This is a genomic window from Marinobacter sp. ELB17 (assembly GCF_000169375.1).
GTDB lineage: Bacteria > Pseudomonadota > Gammaproteobacteria > Pseudomonadales > Oleiphilaceae > Marinobacter.
The window spans coordinates 22,234-42,480 of record NZ_AAXY01000004.1 but is presented as its reverse complement, the minus strand read 5'-3'; the positions used below and the strand labels follow the sequence as shown (position 1 = coordinate 42,480).

At 55.9% G+C, this 20,247-nt stretch carries 16 protein-coding genes and 1 pseudogene; 6 read left to right on the top strand and 11 right to left on the bottom strand.

What is annotated here, in order from left to right:
- Positions 1–60: 60 nt before the first annotated feature.
- Positions 61–1,299 (bottom strand): multidrug effflux MFS transporter, encoded by a 1,239-nt coding sequence (locus tag MELB17_RS06525; protein ID WP_007349374.1) that lies wholly within the window; start codon positions 1,297–1,299, stop codon positions 61–63.
- A gap of 280 nt (positions 1,300–1,579) precedes the next feature.
- Here MELB17_RS06525 and MELB17_RS06520 point away from each other — a divergent pair, with 280 nt between their 5' ends.
- The 5 genes from MELB17_RS06520 to astE all read left to right on the top strand — a co-directional run bounded on the left by MELB17_RS06520 (position 1,580) and on the right by astE (position 5,797).
- On the top strand, positions 1,580–2,353 hold the full coding sequence (locus MELB17_RS06520; RefSeq protein ID WP_007349373.1) for an ABC transporter ATP-binding protein: 774 nt from the start codon (positions 1,580–1,582) through the stop codon (positions 2,351–2,353).
- Positions 2,354–2,482: 129 nt separating this feature from the next.
- Positions 2,483–3,232, top strand: coding sequence for a transporter substrate-binding domain-containing protein (locus MELB17_RS06515; protein WP_036183931.1), 750 nt, complete (start codon positions 2,483–2,485; stop codon positions 3,230–3,232).
- 51 nt (positions 3,233–3,283) lie between these two features.
- Positions 3,284–3,988: an ABC transporter permease gene (locus MELB17_RS06510; protein ID WP_007349371.1), complete on the top strand. Its 705-nt coding sequence runs from the start codon at positions 3,284–3,286 to the stop codon at positions 3,986–3,988.
- A gap of 3 nt (positions 3,989–3,991) precedes the next feature.
- Positions 3,992–4,714 carry an ABC transporter permease gene (locus MELB17_RS06505; RefSeq protein WP_007349370.1) on the top strand — a complete coding sequence of 241 codons (723 nt, stop codon included), beginning with the start codon at positions 3,992–3,994 and terminating at the stop codon, positions 4,712–4,714.
- A 27-nt stretch (positions 4,715–4,741) separates the two neighbouring features.
- Entirely contained in the window at positions 4,742–5,797 is a 1,056-nt protein-coding gene (gene astE / locus MELB17_RS06500) for a succinylglutamate desuccinylase (RefSeq protein ID WP_007349369.1), read from the top strand.
- 37 nt (positions 5,798–5,834) lie between these two features.
- Here astE and MELB17_RS06495 read toward each other — a convergent pair whose 3' ends face one another.
- The 10 genes from MELB17_RS06495 to MELB17_RS06450 all read right to left on the bottom strand — a co-directional run bounded on the left by MELB17_RS06495 (position 5,835) and on the right by MELB17_RS06450 (position 19,851).
- Positions 5,835–8,861 (bottom strand): efflux RND transporter permease subunit, encoded by a 3,027-nt coding sequence (locus MELB17_RS06495; RefSeq protein WP_036183928.1) that lies wholly within the window; start codon positions 8,859–8,861, stop codon positions 5,835–5,837.
- Between the two features lie 10 nt (positions 8,862–8,871).
- On the bottom strand, positions 8,872–9,939 hold the full coding sequence (locus MELB17_RS06490; RefSeq protein WP_007349367.1) for an efflux RND transporter periplasmic adaptor subunit: 1,068 nt from the start codon (positions 9,937–9,939) through the stop codon (positions 8,872–8,874).
- 132 nt (positions 9,940–10,071) lie between these two features.
- Positions 10,072–11,415, bottom strand: coding sequence for an N-succinylarginine dihydrolase (gene astB, locus MELB17_RS06485; RefSeq protein WP_036183863.1), 1,344 nt, complete (start codon positions 11,413–11,415; stop codon positions 10,072–10,074).
- A gap of 65 nt (positions 11,416–11,480) precedes the next feature.
- Positions 11,481–12,956: a succinylglutamate-semialdehyde dehydrogenase gene (gene astD, locus MELB17_RS06480; protein ID WP_007349365.1), complete on the bottom strand. Its 1,476-nt coding sequence runs from the start codon at positions 12,954–12,956 to the stop codon at positions 11,481–11,483.
- Between the two features lie 33 nt (positions 12,957–12,989).
- Positions 12,990–14,063, bottom strand: coding sequence for an arginine N-succinyltransferase (gene astA / locus MELB17_RS06475; protein ID WP_007349364.1), 1,074 nt, complete (start codon positions 14,061–14,063; stop codon positions 12,990–12,992).
- A 64-nt stretch (positions 14,064–14,127) separates the two neighbouring features.
- Positions 14,128–15,144: an arginine N-succinyltransferase gene (locus MELB17_RS06470; RefSeq protein ID WP_007349363.1), complete on the bottom strand. Its 1,017-nt coding sequence runs from the start codon at positions 15,142–15,144 to the stop codon at positions 14,128–14,130.
- Between the two features lie 13 nt (positions 15,145–15,157).
- On the bottom strand, positions 15,158–16,378 hold the full coding sequence (locus tag MELB17_RS06465; RefSeq protein WP_007349362.1) for an aspartate aminotransferase family protein: 1,221 nt from the start codon (positions 16,376–16,378) through the stop codon (positions 15,158–15,160).
- 77 nt (positions 16,379–16,455) lie between these two features.
- Positions 16,456–17,907: an exonuclease domain-containing protein gene (locus tag MELB17_RS06460; protein ID WP_007349361.1), complete on the bottom strand. Its 1,452-nt coding sequence runs from the start codon at positions 17,905–17,907 to the stop codon at positions 16,456–16,458.
- A 23-nt stretch (positions 17,908–17,930) separates the two neighbouring features.
- Positions 17,931–18,521, bottom strand: a complete 591-nt coding sequence (locus MELB17_RS06455; protein WP_007349360.1) for a phenylacetic acid degradation protein PaaY — start codon at positions 18,519–18,521, stop codon at positions 17,931–17,933.
- Positions 18,522–18,636: 115 nt separating this feature from the next.
- On the bottom strand, positions 18,637–19,851 hold the full coding sequence (locus MELB17_RS06450; protein ID WP_007349359.1) for an RNA-guided endonuclease InsQ/TnpB family protein: 1,215 nt from the start codon (positions 19,849–19,851) through the stop codon (positions 18,637–18,639).
- A 78-nt stretch (positions 19,852–19,929) separates the two neighbouring features.
- Between MELB17_RS06450 and MELB17_RS06445 the strand changes: the two are divergent.
- Positions 19,930–20,037: pseudogene (locus MELB17_RS06445) on the top strand (transposase); the annotation flags it as partial.
- Between the last annotated feature and the right edge of the window lie 210 nt (positions 20,038–20,247).

The window sequence follows — 20,247 nt, the reverse complement described above, 5'->3', positions numbered from 1 at the left end:
AATCAGCGCATTCTCAGAGGGCCTGCACTGAACTTGAGCAAACAACTCAACAAGCTGCCGTTAGCTTGGGGTTGAAGGCTCGGGTAACACAGCGGCACCGGCAACAGCTTTGTTTTTTGCAACCTCGCGGCGAACAGCGTGCGGCGCACCGAATGCCAGTATGGCCGCCAGCATTGAGCACACCGCCATCACAATCACTACATTCAATAAAGACTCCTCCACCACCATGGTAGAAAATGCACTGATGGCGCCGGCCAGGGTGAATTGAGTAGCGCCCAGCATCGCCGCAGCCGTGCCACCCAGGTGCGGAAAAAACTCCAGAGCATTCGCCATATTATTGGGAATGATGGAACCCATAAAACCCACGGCCGTCACAATGCAGCCGGCAATGACCCACCAGGGAGCCCCAACCCAAGCCAGCGCCACTAGCACCAGCAACGCGATAAATTGCAACAATACCGATACCCGCAGAATCGACACCGCCTCGAAGTGCCTTAACAAATAACGGTTAACTATGTTCAGGCTGGCCATTAACACAATATTGGCGGCAAACAGTGCAGAAAACAGGGTGTTGGAGAGGCCAAACCATTCCTGATAAATAAAGGATGCGTGGGTGATAAACACCAGCATAGCGCTGAAACACAGCGCTTGTATGGCAACAAAACGCATGGTCACCCAATGTCTCAGCACCAGACTGTAGTTTGTGACCAGAGTAGATACCGGGGTTTTTACCCGCTCTTTGGCAGGCAAATGGCGAAATAGACGCAGCTTCAGCACAACGGCTAAAAATACCGCGTAGCCCGTTAGCATCAGGAATATCGCCGGCCAGTCGGCCAATGCCAACAAAATCACCCCGAGAGTAGGCGCTGCTGCCGGCGCTATAAACATAACCAAGCCAATTAGACCAAACAGCCGAGCTGCGTCTTTACCGTGAAACTGGTCGCGCACAATAGCCGGCACAGACACCGCGCAAAAGGCGCCGCCCATGCCCTGCACCAACCGCCAGCCCAGCATTTCGTTCAGACTGCTCGCTTGTGCCACCATGGCTGCGGCAACGGCGAACACAAACAGGCCGCCCAGCAAAATAATCTGCCGACCGTAGCGGTCAGACAGCGGTCCACCCACCAATTGCGAAAGGCCCAAAGCCCCTACATAAACGCTCAGGGTAAGCCCTATATCGGTATGATCAACGTTCAAATCCTCGGCAATCTGCGGGAACGCAGGCAGGTAAGCATCCAAAGCCAGGGGCCCGAGTGCCACCGTCATTCCCAGTAAAATTGCCAATTGCAGTTGCGACACGCACATTTGCCTTTTCAGTAGCGCCAGTCCTTAATCAGACCGGTCAGTATTTTCGGTAAAACGGGCCCTGAATACAGAGCACGGCTTGGCAAACTATCAAGCATTCAAAGGGCGCGCAGCCGCAAATTGTAGCATGCTCACAAAAACACGTTATTTCGAAACCAGAATGTGTCCTTAAAGTGTTTGCATTAAGGCAAACCAGACCGTATAAAAAGTGTTGATTTACACTGGCACAGTCCGTAAAACAGATGCCTTTGATTTGTACCCTCGGGAGCCAACAATGGCGGACCAAGCGCCCTTGATTTGTAAGGATATTTGCAAAACCTTTGACAAGCTCGATGTGCTAAAAGGCATTTCGCTGGAAACCCAAAAAGGCGATGTTGTATCGCTGATTGGCAGTTCAGGTTCCGGCAAAAGCACCTTTTTGCGCTGTATTAACCTGCTGGAAACGCCAACTTCCGGCGAAATTATTGTGCAAGGCGACCCCATCCGCTTTGCGCAAAATCGCAAAGGCGAGCGCATTCCCGCTAACAACCACCAAGTAGAACTAATACGCGCAAAACTGTCGATGGTTTTCCAGGGCTTTAATCTTTGGTCGCACATGACCGTACTGGAAAACATTATTGAAGCGCCCATCCACGTGCTGAAGGTACCCAAGAAGGAAGCCATCGAGCGCGCCGAAAGCTATTTGCACAAGGTCGGCATTTACGAGCGCAAGGACTATTATCCGGCGCAGATGTCTGGTGGCCAGCAACAGAGAGCCGCGATTGCACGAGCCCTGGCGATGGAGCCGGACGTCATGCTGTTTGACGAGCCTACCTCGGCGCTAGACCCGGAACTGGTGGGCGAAGTGTTGCGGGTTATGCAGAGCTTGGCTGAAGAAGGCCGCACTATGATTGTGGTTACCCACGAAATGGCCTTCGCCAAAGACGTTTCAACCAAGGTGCTGTTCCTGCATCAGGGCGTCATTGAAGAACAAGGTTCGCCAACGAAGGTATTCGACAACCCGGAATCTGAGCGGATGCAGCAATTTCTGGCTCCCAAGTTCGGATAACGGGTGTTATCGTGTTTTTCGTATTTCATTTTCTGTATTGTGTTTTTGTACAATTTTTCTGTAATTCGTGCTTTATTCAGCGTAGTGATAAAAAAAGCCATTAAAGGCAAACCACTGGAGAGTTCACCCATGAAAAAAATTCTGATTGCCGCCAGCTGCGCGCTGGCCATGCTGACGGGTTCGGTACAGGCCGAAGACAGCATTCGCATTGCTTTCGACGTGCCCTACGAGCCGTTCGAATACAAAGATGAAAATGGCGAACTCACCGGCTTTGAAGTCGAGCTGGCTGAAGCCATGTGCGAAGAAATGAACGCCAAGTGCGAGTTTGTCATCCAAGCCTGGGACGGCATGATTCCTGGCCTGCTGGCGCGCAAGTTTGACGCCATCATGTCTTCCATGTCAGTCACCCCGGAGCGCGCCGAGCGCGTACTGTTCTCCAAGCCTTACTACAACACACCGGGCGGCTGGTTTGCGGCGGAAGGGTTTGATATCGACGTAACCGACATGGACGCCATGAAAGACAAGTCTGTGGGCGTGCAGCGCGGCACTACCATGGATACATTTGTCACTGAAAACATGACCGGCGTTGTAAACATCAAGCGTTACAACACCGCCGACGACATGGTTCTGGATCTGGAAGGCCAGCGCCTTGACGTGGTATTTGTAGACTACCCGGTGGGCGAACAGACCATCAAAAACAAAGACGGTTTTATTGAAATTGGCGAGTCAGTGAAGCTGGGTGAAGGCGTCGGCGTTGCCATGCGCAAGCGCGATACAGACCTGGCCGAACGTGTCAACAAAGCACTAGACACCCTCAAAGAAAACGGCACCTACGATGCCATCATGAAGAAATACTTCGCTTACGACATCAAGGTTTAATCATGCCTTCGGGGTGGCCACTCTGGCCACCCCGGATTACCGGAATATTTCATGCTTGATCTAAAAGGTTACGGCCCGGAACTGCTGAGCGGGGCTATTGTGACAATGGAACTGGCGTTCCTGTCGCTGGCCGTGTCGCTAATCCTAGGCCTGGTTGGAGCCTCTGCCAAGCTGTCGGACAACCGACCATTGCGAGCCATAGCGACCACCTACACCACCTGCATTCGCGGCGTCCCAGACATAGTGATGATGATGCTGTTCTATTACGGCGGTCAACTGGCGGTGAACAGCCTGTCTGATGTGTTGTGGGAAGCCTACGAAATCGACTTCTTTTTTCAGTTCGACCCTTTTATTTCCGGCGTGGTCACCATCGGTCTTATCTTTGGCGCCTATATGACCGAAACCTTCCGCGGTGCCTTTTTGGCGGTAGACACCGGCCAGATAGAAGCTGCCCGGGCTTATGGATTTTCACGCTGGCATACCTTTCGACGTATTATATTTCCGCAAATGCTGCGCCATGCTCTGCCTGGCATTGGCAACAACTGGCAGGTATTGCTGAAAACCACCGCTTTGGTATCCATTATCGGCCTGACCGATATGGTGAGAGTGGCTGAAGAAGCCGCCAAAGCCGAGCGCATGCCGTTTCACTTTTTCATCCCCGTGGCCTTTGTTTATCTGTCGCTGACAGCGGTTTCCGAGCTGTTCATCAAGTGGCTGGACATTCGCGCCAATGTTGGCGTGGTGCAAAGGAGCTGATTTATGCCAGACTTCATCAGCCAGTGGCTGAACCAGAACGATATCTTCACCGTCATGACCCTTCTGGAATACTGGAATGGCCTGGTAACCACCGTGCAGCTGGTGTTTTTGTCGCTGTTGATCGGCCTTGTCATTGCATTACCCCTGGCCATTCTGCGCACCGTGCGCAACCCGTTTGTGTCTGGCCCGATCTGGGTGTATACGTATCTGTTTCGCGGCACGCCGCTGCTGATTCAGCTGTACATTATTTATTACGGTATTGCCCAGATTCCCGGTATTCAGGAAACCTTCTGGTGGAATATTTTCCGCGAGCCTTTTTACCCGGCCCTGCTGGCGTTTACCCTCAACACAGCCGCCTACACCACCGAAATTATCCGCGGTGCCATTATCGCCACGCCGATGGGTGAAATTGAAGCTGCCAAAGCCTACGGTATGAGCTGGATGCTGCGTATGCGCCGCATTATTCTGCCCAACGCGGCACGCCGTGCGGTTCAGGCCTACTCGAACGAAGTGATTTTCATGCTGCACGCCAGCGCTATTGCCAGCGTGGTTACCATGGTGGATTTGACCGGCGCCGCGCGCAATATATACGCACGCACCTACGCACCCTTTGACGCATTCATATTCGTCGCGCTGATTTACCTGATGCTCACTTTTATACTGGTGTTTGTGTTCCGCAAACTGGAAAACCACCTGCTACGACATCAGCGCCCGATGAACTCCTGACAAGGAATTCCTGATAAAGAGCAACCAATGACCGCCAGCAGCGCATTTTTTAACAGCAAACAAGACTGGCTAAGCCACACCCTGGAAAACGCCAGCAAAGCCCTTCCCCAATGCCGCCATGGGTTGCCGGGCGGGGGAGAACTGGTGCAACTGGGCACCGGCATTTTACAGGTTAGCCCGCCAGTAAGCCGCCAAAACACCCATCAAGACGCGATGATGATTTCTGCCGGTGTTCACGGCAATGAAACCGCGCCCATCGAAGTGCTAAACCAGCTGGTTAACGAACTGCTTAGTGGCGCCTTACAGCCTGCCTGCCCCACCTTGCTGATACTCGGCAACCCGCAGGCCATGGTAACGGGCAAGCGCTTTATTGACGCCAACCTGAACCGACTGTTCAGCGGCGCACACCGGCGTGACGAAGTCCGTCAAACACCAGAAGCCGAGCGCGCGCTGCAGCTGGAACAGCTGTGCCAGACCTTCGCCGAGCAAACGCAGGCACGGGGCCTGGCGTTGAGCCACTACGATCTGCACACCGCCATACGTTCTTCTCAACGGGAGAAGTTCGCACTCTATGCGTTTGTGGCCGGCCGCCAGGTACCTGCTGAGCAGTGCGCCTTTTTGCTGGAAGCGGATGTGCATACCCTATTGCTGCAACACAAAGCCGGCACCACCTTTGCTTCATTTTCGTCATCCGCTCTGAACGCCCAAAGCTTCACGGTAGAGCTGGGCCAGGTAAAACCCTTCGGCCAGAACGATCTGAGCCGTTTTCAAGGTATTCATAACGCACTGGAACGGCGCCTGGCCGGATTACCAGCGCCAGCTTCTGCAGCCACAGCAGGCGGCCTACAAGAGCTGGCTATATTTCAGGTGGTTCACGAAATTCTGAACAGCGGTGAGGGTTTTCAGTTTCACGTGCCGGATGACGTGGCAAACTTCACCCAATACGCCCCGGGCACTGTCATTTGGGAAGACAGCAATCAACGCTACTGCGTAGGCGGGAAGCCCGAAGCCATTGTGTTTCCAAACCGCGATGTGCCCGTTGGCCAGCGTGTGGGATTGCTGGTGTCCCGACTGGCTGTTTGAACGTTCCATAAATTCAAATAGCCAGCCGGAAAACGGATCAGGCCGGTAAGTTGTCCGGTTCGGCTACCGGCACTTTGATCAGCAGCGAGCAAACCGCAGGAATCATCAGCAGCGTCAGCACGGTAGACGCCAGCAAGCCGGAGATAATGGCCCAGGCCATGGGTGGCCACAACGTAGAGCTGCTGAACGCCAGCGGCAGCAAACCCGCCACCGTGGTAGCGGTGGTCAACAGAATAGGCCGGGTGCGTTGTTCTACGGCCTTGCGCACGGCGTTAAAAATGTCGTGGCCGTTATCCAACTCCCTATCCATCACATCCAGCAGCACAATGGCGTTATTCACCACAATACCCACCAGTGCAATCACCCCCAACAATGACTGAAAACCAAAAGGCGAACCGCTCAGCACCAGCCCCGGGAATATACCCACGGTGGCCAACGGCACGGTCAGCAGAATAATCCCCACCCGGCGGAAGGAATTAAACTGCAACAGCAGGAAGAATAACAGCAGCAAAATACCAATGGGCGCAGCCTTTAACAGCGCGCCGTTAGCGTCGCCCGAACCTTTGGCATCACCGCCCAGCTCCAACCGCGTACCCGGCGGCAAAGGGTCGGATTCCAGCGCACGATTCATGCCATCCAGAGCCTGGCTAAAGCTGAACCCGGTGACCAGGTTCGCCGCTACCGTATTGATTGGCACACCATTGCGGGAATACATCACCGCCGCTTCCCAACGGGTGTCTACCGAGGCCAGCGCCGCCAGCGGTATGGCGTCACCCTGGCTGTTGTAGATGTTCACCGACAGCAACCGTTCCAGGGAAATAGCCGTGCCCTCGCGGGAACGCAACACCAGCGGAATAGGGTCGTCTTCCTGGCGATAGGTTTCCGCCGCTATGCCAAAACTCTGGCCGTAAAGACTGTTCGCCACGTTGGCACGGGTCAGGCCAAAGCGTGCAGCGGTGGCGTCATCCACGTTAATTTCAATGCCAGGCACGCCAATATCCAGGTCATGACGCAAGTCTACCGTGCCAACGGTCGCCCGTAAGGCGCGGAAGACCTGCTCGGTGGCACGAGCGCGATCTTCCGCGTTGGCGTTGTATACCCGCACCTCCACCGGCGCTGCCCGCGGCGGCCCCTGCGCCAGGGTGCCGACCACCACATCCAGCTCAGGCAGATATTCAGCCACATAGGTGCGCACCCAGCGAATCATGTCGGTGGTATCGGCCAGGGTGGGCGTGCGTATCACCAGTCGGCCGCGGTTGGGCGCCTGGGGTGATCGCTGTAGATTGTAATAAAAACTGGGGCCGGCAAAACCGACAAAACGCTGTATATCCAGCGCCGCCGGCTGGCTGCGAATCGCATGTTCCAGCTGGGCAGCCACCGCCGATGTCTGGGCCTGATCAGTACCCTCGGGCAGATACATTTCCACAATCACCCGCGGCCGGTCGGCGTTCGGGAAAAACTGTTGGGCCATAAACGGCGTCATGCCCAGGCTGGCAAACACCAATAACGAGCCCGCCAGCACCAAGCGCTTGGGATGGTAGAACACCAGACCGCCAAGAAAACGCGCAAGCCCGATCAACCGGTCTTCCTTCTCGCTACGGCGGGCCTTCAGAAACCGCGCCGCCAGCAATGGCACCACAGATATGGCCAGCAGGTAGCTAACAGACAAAGTCAGCATGATCATGATCGGCACGCCGCGGGTGAAGTCGGCGGCACCGCCTTTCGACAACAACATGGGTGTAAACGCGGCGATGGTGGTGCCGGTTGATGCACCCAAAGGCCCTGCCAGCTCACCCACCGCTTTGCGCAGGGCATCTAGCCGGCGCATGCCTTCATCCAGATGGCCCTGTATGTTCTCCACAATAACAATGGCGTTATCAATCAGAATGCCCAGGGAAATCACCATGCCGATAATGGCTACCTGGTGCAGCACGCCGCCGCCCATGTCATAAAGGCCAACGCTGATCAGCGCTACCATCGGCAGAATGGACGCCACCAAAAGCCCCATGCGTATGCCCATCCCAGTGAACACCACCGCTACAATAATCAGCACTGACAGCACCAGGCTCCACGCCAAGCCTATCAAGCGCTCCTGCACTTTGTCCGGTTGGAAGAACATCTCGTGAATCTGATAAGGCGCAAAATCACCCTGGATCTGTTGCAATCGCTCCCGCACCCGCTGGCCAAAGCGAATGGCATCGGTGGTGTCTTCTTCCATTATCAGCGACAGCGTTACCACCCGTTCGCCGTCATACCAGGTTTCCGGCTGGCGCGGCTCCACTGGTCCGCGCCACACATCCGCCGCCGCCGCCAGCGGCACTTGGGAGCCGTCTGGCAGTTCAATGGGCGTGGCACGTATGGCTTCAATGTCGGTAAATTCGCTGTTCGGCAGTATCGACAGGCGGCGGCCGTTCACTACCACAAAGCCGCCCGGCGTGGTCTGGTTGCGCTGTGCCAGGGTGTCCAACACTTGGGCCGGGGATATGCCCAGGCGGAAGAGCGCAGAGTCGTCTAACGCCAGGGTTATCTGTTCATCGCTGTCGCCGTCTAGCTCAACGCGGGACAATCCGCTGATATCACCCAGGTTCTTCTTTAGCCTCTCGGCCACTGCGGTCAGCTCGGTAACAGAGGGCGACCCCGCCACTGCTAGCACAATCGCCGGAATATCAATCAAGCGGTCGTCTAGCGCCATCAATCCAACATCGTCAGGAAAATCCCGGCGTGCCCGGTCCATCGCCCGGCGCACACGGTCCCAAGCCGGATCGGTTTCATATATCGTGTCTTTCAGGCGCAAGCTCAGCAGCGCTACACCGGTGCGAGCAATGCCCTGGCTGTAATCCAGTTCCTCCACTTGCCGCAATTCGTCGGTCAGCGGTTGCAGCACCAAGCGCTCGATATCCGCGGCGCTGGCACCGGGATAAACCACCGACACAAGGCCCGCTCGATAGGGGAACGATGGGTCCTCCTGGCGCGGCATGGTGCTGTAAGCGGCAATGCCCAGAAGGCACAACATAGTAACAACCATGCCCAGCAGGCGTTGAAAATTCAGCAGGCGGCGGGTGATCAAGGCGTTGCTATCCTTCTACCGGCTGAGTGCGCACAGCTTGCGCCGCTTCAATCACGGTGTCGCCGTCAGCCAATTTGGTCATGCCGGCGTACACCACCTGATCACCCGCCACCAGGCTTTCGGATTGAATGGCCGCGCGCTCACCCAATATCCGCAAGACCGTGACCGGCGTGCGCCGGGCAACACCATCACGTACGAGGAACACACTGGTGCTCGAGCTGGGGCCGGGTATGGAATTAGAGCTGGAGCTAGGCAGAGGGCTGAAAGCGGAACTGGCAGCGGCGTTTACGTCACGTATCACCGCCAGCAGCGGCACGGTTAAGGCCGCGGTGGTTTGCGGGGTTATGCCCACTTCTACCGGCATACCTGCATTAAGGGTGTTAGCCGGAAGGTTCACCAGCAGCGGTTGTAGCTCGCCACGAATGGCACCGGCCTGGGCGATTTCAATCACGCTGCCCTGTACCGGAGCCTGGCTGCGATCTTGCACCGACCACACCGGCAGACTTGCGCCCAGGCTAACGTGGTCCAGCAGGTACACCGGCACTCTCACTTCCACTTCCCGCCCTTTGGGTGAAGATATGCGCATCACCGGCTGACCGGCGGCAACGAATTCATCCTGCTCGACCAACAAGGCTTCAACACGACCGGCAAATGGCGCTTTCAGAGTATTTTCTTCCAGCATTTTACTGGCTTCGGCTAACGATGCCCGGGCGGTGGCAACACTGGCCTTGAGCCCGTCGCGGCGGGCGGCGATCTGTTCCAGTGCCTGTTCCGACACCACACCGCGCTCGCGCAGGCTGCTAGCGCGCTGCCATTCGCGTTGTGACTGTTGATAGTTGGTGGTCAATTCATCCAGGCGAGCGCTGGCAGAATCCCGCGCCGGTTCCAGGGCGGGGCTGTAAATACGCGCCAGCACATCGCCAACCTCTACAGTTTGGCCCAACTCCACCTTACGTTCAGTTAGGGTTCCGCTGAGCTGAAAGGTCAGCGTTGCGCGTTGGCTGGCACGCACTATGCCCGCAAAGCGCAGGGACACCGCGCGAGCATCGCCGCCTTCAACCGCCGCGGTGCGCACATGCACAACTGCCGGGCCTGAAGCTGTTGTTGTAGTGACAGTCTCACCCGTTGATTTTGAACATGCCACAGTCGTTAAAGCTGTAACCACCAGCAATGCCATGCGCAAATAAGGTGTCACCATGGGTGTTTTTTATCCCCGTTGAAAATCGTAAATCGACCCCAGGCTCAGAATGCCGGTGAGTTCGTCCAGCGCTTTTTGTACTTCCTGCAGCAACATGGGATCGGCCAGATCCTGTTGGCTGAGCCTGTTACGATAATGGGCTTCTACCCAGTGAGTCAAACGCTCGTATAAAACATCCGTTAGAATTACGCCCCGATGCATGGCCGCCCGCTCTTCATCATTCAGTACTATCCGCAAGCGCAGGCAAGCCGGCCCTCCGCCGTTACGCATAGACTGCTTTACATCAAACACTTCCACCGCGGTAATCGGTCCGCCGCTGGCCACCAGTTTGTCCAGATACTGGCTCACGCTAGCCACTTCGCGGCACTCGCCCGGCACCGCCAGCAGCATGCCGTTGTCGGTGTTGAGGAGTTGGCTGTTAAACAGGTAAGACGAAACTGCATCGGCCAGAGGCACTTCACTGTCGCTCACCCGCACCGCTTGCAGCTCACATCCGGTCAGGCGCTCGCGAATTTCGTTGAGCGTGGAGTTTTCATTCAGAAACGCCATCTCGTGATAAAATAAGGTGTTGCCATTACCGACCGCAATCACGTCGTTGTGGAACACACCGGCGTCAATCGCCGCCGGGTTCTGCTGGGCAAATACCACGCCTTCATCGCGCAAATTGTGCAGCCGGGCAATGGCGTGTGACGCCTCAAAGGTCTGCCGCGCAGGGAAGCGCTTGGGCGCCTTCGCCTTATCATTTAACGCACGCTGGCCATACACGAACAACTCCACCCCGGGAGCACCGTAATCGCTGCAAAGACGGGTGTGGTTGGCCGCGCCTTCATCACCAAAATGACTCACCGCTGGCAGCGCCGGGTGGTGGGTAAAATGGCTTTGGTCGCTGAATATGGACTTTAAAGCACGGCCGGTGACCACGTGCTCAATGGAGCGATGGAACTTGGCACCCAGGTTGGCCGGGGTGAAATGCACCCGCCGGTCGCGGGTGTCGGCGCTGGGCGAAACCGTGGCTGCATTCGCTGTCCACATGGCCGCAGCGGAAGACACCGCCGCCAACAATTCCGGAGACTTTTTTAGCACCTGCGCCAGAACGTCTGCGTCGTTGCCGCTAAAGCCCAAAGCACGCAAGGTCGGCAAGTGCGGGCGTTCGTGGGGCGGCAGCACTCCTTGCACATAGCCCCGGTCAGCAAGCTGCTTCATTTTCGCCAGCCCCTGCAGGGCAGCTTCTTTGGGATTAGACACCGCACTGACGTTGGATTTCGATGCCACGTTGCCCCAGGACAACCCGGCATAGTTGTGGGTGGGCCCCACTAGCCCGTCAAAGTTGGCTTCTCGGGCATGATTTATCATTTTCAATGATTCCATAGCAGATGGCCCTGAACGGGCCTTGAATAAACGTCGATGTGCTACCCGGATCAGTCGAAGTGAAGCCCCGGTGCCAGAGTGCCTGGCAGCTCGCTAGCGTTGGCTTCTAGCGACGCCATGGGCCAGGCGCAATAGTCCGCTGCGTAATAAGCGCTGGCGCGGTGGTTGCCACTGGCTCCAATCCCACCAAAGGGCGCTGCACTGCTGGCGCCGGTTAACGGCTTATTCCAATTCACAATGCCGGCTCGAGTTTCTTCCAGCAGGCGCTGGTACAGTTTTTTGTCATCCGTCAAAATACCTGCCGCCAGGCCAAAGCGGGTGTTATTGGCCAGTTCCAGAGCACCATCAAAGCTATCATAACGATATACGGTCAGTAATGGCCCAAAGTGCTCGCCATCCTCCAATTCCAGACCGGTAGCGTCTATTATGCCCGGCGATAACAGACCGGTACCGGCTTTAAGTTGCTTCATTTCCAACAGCATTTTTGCGCCCTTCTTCACCATCTGCGCCTGCGCTGCCAGCAATTTCTCTGCCGCCGCGGGCGAGATAACAGCGCCCATAAAGGGCTGGGGCTCAGCGTCAAATTCAGCCACCGTCAGCCGGCCGCTTACGCCCACCAAACGCTCCAGGAACAGATCACCTTTGTTGCCTTTTGGCACCAGCAAGCGGCGGGCGCAGGTGCAACGCTGGCCGGCAGATACAAACGCCGATTGAATGGTGTGGTGCACGGCGGCGTCTACATTGCTTACGTTCTGCACAATCAACGGATTGTTACCGCCCATTTCCAGCGCCAGAATTTTCTCCGGCTGGCCGCCATGCTGTTCGTGCAAGCGATGGCCCACGGCGGAACTGCCGGTAAAGAACAGGCCATCCAGCCCCGGGTGCGCGGACAGTACTTTTCCAGTCGCGGCGGCGCCTTGCATCAGGTTGATCACGCCGTCTGGCAGGCCGGCGTTTTGCCACAGGCGTACCGTGAGTTCGGCCACCGCCGGGGTCAGTTCGCTGGGTTTGAAAATCACCGTATTACCCGCCAGCAAAGCGGGCACAATGTGGCCGTTAGGCAGATGCCCGGGGAAGTTGTAGGGGCCAAATACCGCGACCACACCGTGGGGCCGGTGGCGCAGCACCGCATGGCCAGCGGCCACCTCAGATTCACGGATGCCGGTGCGCTCGTTGTAGGCCTGCTCTGAAATACCGATTTTACCGATCATCGCCGCAACTTCGGTGCGCGACTCCCACAGCGGCTTGCCGGTTTCCCTGCCTATTAATGTGGCTAAGGCCTCTTTGTTGGCTTCAAGCAATTCCCCAAATGCTTTCACAATGGCAAGGCGCTCATCAAAGCGGGTGTTGCGCCATACACGGAAGCTTTTGCGGGCGGCGCGCACGGCCGCGTCTACGTCTTCTATACCAGCGGCGCTGCCGTCCCAAATCGTTTCGTTCGTTACCGGGTGCAGGGATTCAAATTCATCGCCGTGGCCGACGTGCCAAAGGCCATCAATTAGTAGTTCACCTGTCAGGTTGATCATGGTGTTGCACCTCATTTAAACAATGTGTGTTAGCTATTGGGGGGCTTTGAATGACTGTCTGGGCAGCGGGCCGCTGTCTTTTAAAGGCGCCAGGCGCACTGTGTCGCCGGCCTGAACCTGAAGTGCCGCAGCAACGTCTTGCGGCAACGCAATCGTGTCGGCGTTTACGCAGGTAAGCGGCAGTGTGGTTGCACGGAAATGTTGCATCGAACGATTTGCCACAATAACACGCTCGGTAACGGGCACATCGGTGGCCACCGGTGTGTCCGTAATGGTGACCGTGCGCCCAACCGCTTCGCGTACCGTGCGGATACTGTCGATAAACGTTTCCACCACCGGGCCGCCGTCAAAAATATCCACCAGCCCGTTGAAATTAAAACCCTCCGCCTGAAGCATTTTCAACGCCGGCGCCGTATTGGCGTGCACGCAGCCAATCACCGAGCGGGCGGAGCTTGGCAGCATCGACAAGTAAATCGGGTATTTCGGCATCAGCTCGGCAATAAAGGATTTATTGCCCATGCCCGACAAGCGGTCGGCCTCACTGAACGCCATATCAAAAAACTTGCTGCCCAGAGCATCCCACAGCGGGTTATTGCCCTCGGCATCACTCACACCCCGCATTTCCGCGAAGATTTTCTCAGAGAACTGTTTACGGAAATCGTCCAAAAACAAAAATCGGCAGCGAGACAGGAGCAGGCCGTTACCGCCGCCTTTGTAAGTGTCCGCCAGCAACAGCGAGCAAATTTCGCTTACGTCGGTCATGTCATTGGACAGTTGCAGCGTAGGCGTTCGCACGTGAACGCCCAGCTCCCGCGAGGCATTCACGGTAACGCTCAGGCGATAGTTGTAAAACACCTCATCGCGGCCAACCCTCGCCTGTATTCCGCTTACTCCGACCGCTTGACCTGTTGTAGTGTCCTCAAGAGCAAACAGATACAGCGCCGTTTCGGGGGCGCAACGCTGGTTAAAACTGTTTCCCGCCAGATCGATTTTCTGCTGCAACAGGCCACGGTCTGCCGGCAGCGAGGTCAGGCCCTTGCCCGCATGTTCCGCCATGGTGTACAGGGCATCAAGGTCACGGTCAACTAATGGGCGTATCAGCAGCATGGTCGCAGCTCTCCATTAACAAAGGCACTCATGGCGGTGTTTTTGATGACACTCACAAGGGTGCTCATAATGGTAATCCGCGCACGCTGTCACCGGTGTCACCACCCAGGCGGCGCCAGGTGTCTATCGGAACTTTCAAGGCGGCGTCCAGCATTTCCTCAACCGGGGTCAGCGTGCAACAAAAGCGCTGGCCTTCGCCCGCCGCCAATAACCATAACGGGCCGTCGGCATCGGCGCTGCCGCGAAGGATTTTTCTGCGGCTGGCCGCAATAGTGTGAAGGCTGTCGGTGCGCGCTTCCAGCACCGGGCCACCGTCAAAAATATCCACGTAGTGGCCGGCATCAAAGCCTTCTCTTTGTAACAGTTCCAGATTGCCGACCGTTGCCGGATGGGCTTCGCCCAGAGCCTGCTGCGCGGCTTCGCTGAGCAGAGTTACATAAATGGGGTTGGGCGGCATCAGCTCGGCAATAAACGTTTTGCTCAGCTGCGCGGAGTGCCGGTCGGCGGTGGTAAAATCCATATTGAAAAAGTGCCGGCCCAGGCTGTCCCAGAATGGCACACTGCCGTCGCTGTGCTGGATGCCTTGCAGCTCTACCACAGTGCGCGCCGCAAACCACTCTCTATGGCCTGCTATAAACAGTAAACGCGCACGGGAAAGCAATTCGAATGCCTGAGTACCGCGAAGCTCCTCGGCGATCACCAGAGCACACAGCAGGGTGCAATCGGTCAGGGAGTGGGATGGGTAAAGCGCTTCCACCCGACGGGAGATACCCAATTCGTGGGACGCGTGAATAAGCTCGTCGCGGCGATAATTGTAGAAAGGCTGACCATTGCCGGCACGGGCATCAATACCGGCAACGCCTTTTATTTCATGACTGTCGACGTGCTCCAGCACAAACAGAAAGCGCGCCAGGTGCTTCGCACCGTGTTCGCCCGCAAACGCTGCGCAAGATTCTTTTATCCGGCCCGCCAGCGCCTCGCGCTCATGGGGCAGCGTAGATGGCAGCGCCCGCGTGTGCGTCTCGGCGAAAGCCAGTATGGGCTCGATATCCTCCGCTGTTACCGGGCGCACCAACCACATAGGACCTCCGCATTTATTGATTAGCGGTGAGTTTCTGCACGGCAGCTTCAAAGCGCTTCAGGGCTTCGTCTATATCGGCTTCCGGAATAATCAGCGACGGCGCCAGGCGCACCACGTTGGCGCCCGCTATTAATACCATGACACCTTCGTCCAGACCGGCATTAAGAAAGTCTTTCGCCCTGCCCTGCCATTTTTCGGTTAACACGCAACCCAGCAACAAGCCGGCGCCGCGCACTTCACTGAACACGCCGTAACGCTCGCCGATGTCCATCATGCCTTTGCGCAGGTGATCGGACCGTAATCTCACACCTTTCAGAATTTCTGGTTGGGTAATGGTGTCCATGACTTTTTGCGCCACAGCACAAGCCAACGCGTTACCACCATAAGTACTGCCGTGTGTGCCAACTGGCAAACTGGCCGCGACCTTTGCGGTGGTCAGCATAGCGGCTACCGGGAAGCCGCCACCCAAACCTTTGGCGCTGGTCAGAATGTCTGGCACCACGTCGTACATTTCGTAAGCGAAGACGTAACCGGTGCGCCCTGCTCCGCTTTGCACTTCGTCAAACACCAGCAGCGCGTCGTTCTCGTCGCACAACTGCCGCAGGCCTTGCAAAAACTCTTTTGTGGCCGGCATCACACCGCCCTCACCCTGAATGGGCTCAACCACAATTGCACAGGTTTTTTCTTTGGATATCAGTTTTCTTACCGATTCCAGGTCGTTAAACTCGGCGTGCTGAATGCCGCCAGGTGCAGGCTCGAACCCTTCCAGATACTTGGGCTGGCCACCTACGCTAACGGTAAACAGGGTGCGGCCATGAAACGCATTTTTAAACGCAATGATTTCATGTTTTTCGGCACCTGTGTGCTCCCAGGCATAACGCCGCACCAGCTTAAAGGCGGCTTCGTTGGCTTCGGCACCGGAATTGGCAAAAAACACACGCTCGGCGAAGGTATGGTCACACAAGGTTTTGGCCAGTCGCAACGCGGGCTCGTTGGTCATCACATTAGACAGGTGCCAGATTTTCTGGCTCTGCTCTTGCAGCGCGCTCAGCAGGCCAGGGTGCGAATGGCCCAGGCAGTTAACCGCAATACCGCCTTGCAGGTCGATGAATTCGCGACCTTCCTGATCCCATATTCGCGACCCTTTCCCGCGCACCGGCACAATCGTTCCGGGGGCGTAATTAGGCACCATAACGTCGTCAAACAACTCGCGGGATACACGGTCTTTGTTCATTGGTTCTCTCGATTATGTTCTCAATTAATCAACGCGCAAGTTAGCACGAATACACGGCTGAACTAATACTACGCCGGTTACGGCATTAGCACATCAGGCTGCGCTAAAACCGGCAGCGGTTGTATACGGAATTGCCCTCTGTCTTTACCCAGCAGGGCCTTAGCCAGAAGTTTGTAGGAGTCCAGGTCAAAATTGACCGCCTGGCCGCCCAGCGACAGCGAGTCCAGTTCATGGTCATCGTGAACCGTGGCAACGTGCACCCAGTTGTGCACCACCAGCACGTCGGTTTTATGGCTGATTTCGTTGCGCTCGATAATCGCCACCGGCCCTTTCCATGGCCAGGTTTGCAGGCGCAGGCTGTGAAACGCAATTTGCATGCGCAAATTATAACGCAGAGGATCTTCGCGGCCTTCGCAGGCACCCTGGCAGCGGCCAAGCGCACGCTGAAAACAGGGGCCGCTGTGCTCTGGTTCCAGGCCTAACAGGCGATTGCACAGTTCGTTTTTTGCAGCAATACTCGCTAACGCCCGCTCGGCGTCGCGTTTGCTGCGAAACAGGCCGTAATAGTCGCCCAGCCGGCCAGGGTCTATTTCCCGTATCAGCCGCGCTTGCAGATAGCCTTGGGCGTTTGTGGTCAGCTCTATGCTCACCAGATTCTTGGCCGCCCGCGAGCGTCGGTTGAACAACGGCCTCAGACCTTTGATCTGCTTCAACTCCAGCAACAACGCCCCCAGCTCGCCGGCGGTTTCGGTCCAGTCAACACGGCGCAGACTTTCGGAAATTCGCACGCCGCGGGTCGAATTGTGATCGCCGGAAAAGTGCGAGGCCACCCGCTGCGCAATGTTGGTGCTTTTGCCCACGTACAAGAGCGCATCGTTCTCGCCGTAAAACCTATAGACACCGGGCCCGCGAGGCAGTTCCTGCAATGTGTCTAACGGCAGGTGGGAGGGAATGCTCGGCCGCTGTAGCAACTCGCATATGGCGGTTTCCAACGTGTCTTCGCCTTGCTGCGCCAAAACATGCTCAAAAAATCCGAGCATGGCAGCAACGTCTCCCATCGCTCGGTGGCGCTGCACCTGCTGCAAACCATGGCGCTCAATCAGCGCGTCCATATTATGGCGCCGAAACTCCGGGTATAGCCGGCGCGACAGCTTCACCGTACACAACACTTTGGCCACAAACATTCGCCCCAGCCGGCGAAATTCGCCTTTCACAAAACCGTAATCGAAGCGCGCGTTATGGGCCACAAACACCACGCCGTCCAGGCGTTGCTCCAGCTCGTCAGCAATGTCCTCAAACAGAGGGGCATCCGCCACCATGGCATTGGATATGCCGGTCAACTGTTCAATGAAGGGTGAAATGCGGGTTTTCGGATTGACCAGGGTTTGCCACTGGCCCACACATTCACCTGCTCGCCAGAACTGGATGCCGATTTCAGTGATGCGATCAGTAGCCACGCTGCCGCCGGTGGTTTCAAGATCCAGAAAGGCGAAAGTGGTGGTTTTCAGGTGCTGTGATGGTTGGGGCATAGGCTCTCGAGTTATTTACGAATTCACCGGTCTTTCAAGCTGTGCGAACCCACTCTCAGCTGAGGCCGGCTTTCATCAATTTCAGTCAGCGGTGCACATTCTTTGATGGTTTCAAGGCAGCGCTCGGTTAACACCTGATATTCGCGGGTGCCGCTTTGCTTCCAGCACACCTCTTTATCACTCAGTTGCCGCAACACTTTGGCTGGCGACCCCACAATCAATGAGGCTGGTTCACACTCGAAACCCGCTTTTACAAAAGCGCATGCGCCTACAATAGAGCGTGCTGCAATAACAGCCTCGTCCATTATAACGCTGTTCATACCCACCATTGCGTCTTCTTCAATGGTGCAGCCGTGCAATATTGCGCCGTGTCCCACGTGACCATTACGACGAACAATCGCGTCTCGGCCCGGAAACGCGTGAATAACACAACTGTCCTGCAGGTTCGAGCCTGCCTCCATAACAATGCGACCGAAGTCGCCACGTAAAGACGCACAAGGGCCAACGTAACAATTCGCACCCACGTGCACGTCGCCTATAAGCACCGCCGTTGGATGAACGTATGCAGATGAGTGCACCACGGGCGTAACCCCGTCAATTTGGTAACACGGCATAAAACTCCCCTGACTGAACACTAACGTTTATTTCACGAGTTCTGAGAGCTCAAGTTTAAACACAAGATACACTTGACATCCTCCCCGCCCTGAAGGATAGGGATTCCTGCTGCGCTCAGGCGTGGCATTGAGCCATCCCTGAGTCGCTTCGGTGGGTTCCTGTTGCTGACGGCATTACCGCACCGTTCACTTCACAGGCTAACCGGGCATGACCTGCCCTTAGAATATTGATTGCGGCGTTGAGGTCTGCATTTTCAGCATACCCACATTCGACACATTCGAATTGCGATTGAGTCTTGCGATTCTCTGCACAAATATGACCGCAGGCCGGACACGTCCGGCTGGTGTTACGAGGGTTGACGGCAAACACTACACCGCCCAGCCACGCCTGCTTGTATTCCAACTGGCGGCGGAACTCGCCCCAGCCCTGATCGAGAATCGACTTATTAAGGCCGGATTTGGCGTTTACGCGTCGTCCTGGTGCTTCAAGTGTGCCGCTTGCTGACTTGCTCATATTCGTGACTTTCAAATCTTCGATGACGACCACCGCGTGGTTTTTGCTGATGATGTTCGAGGTCTTGTGGAGAAAGTCATTGCGGGTATGAGCAACCCGTTGATGCAACTTGGTGATACGAGCCTTCGCCTTTTTCCAATTGCTGCTGAATTTAACCTTGCGGCTCATGCGTCGCTGATACTTTGCCATCTTCGCAGCGCGGGTACGCAGCGCATTGACCGGCTCGAACATCGTGCCGTCAGAGAGCGTCGCAAATAGCGTTATACCCGCATCGAGGCCGACTATCGACGTTGATGGATGTATTGGCTGCCCAACTTCGCGCTCGGTCTGAATGCTGGCGTACCACTTGCCAGCCACACAGGAAACGGTGATGTTCTTTGCCAGTCCGAGGATGCCACGGCTCTTGCGGTAGCGAATCCAGCCTAGCTTTGGGAGTCGAATACGTCGATTGGCTTCGTCAATCTCGAAACCTTGCGGAAAGCGAAAGCTGTCTGAGGACCTACCTTTTTTCTTGAATTGTGGAAAATCGGCACGCTTCTCAAAGAAGTTCTTGTACGCAGCGGCCAGGTCTTTTGTGACTTGTTGTAGTGTTTGTGAGGGAGAGTCGCACAAGTACGAGAATTCCTGCTTCCACGCTGGCAGCCAATTATTCATGCCAAAGCTGTTGGTGAATTTTTCACCGGCCGTATGTCGCTCTTGCTGACGATTCAAAGCCAAATTCCAAATCTTGCGAGCATTACCCGCGTACTGACGCATGGCGCGGATTTGCTCACCGTTTGGCTCAATCTGAAATTTGAATGCTTGAAGGCGTTTCATAGCTCAATTATGGTTGGTCCATGGAAAAAAACAATGATATTAGGCACGGGCGGCACTGCGTTTTTAGGGAAGAAAAAGTTATGGGGTAATGCCTTATGGTCGCCGTCTTACTTCGCTGGCAGTTGTGGTGGTGCACCCATTAGCATTATTCGCCAGTACATTGAGCAGCAGCAAACGCCGGAATGAGAATGTTGCTAACGAGAGGGACACCTGCGATGTCCGCGCTATTCATCCCCGGCCTGAAGGCCGAGGTTTTCCGCGCATTCCGATAAAAATCAGAAATCTGCGAGCACTGCTACACTGAAAAATCAAACGTGATACAAAAATTCATTATTCTTACCCTTGACCGGTATCAATTAAAACCTATACTCTTTCGTTAAAACAAACAAGGTAAAA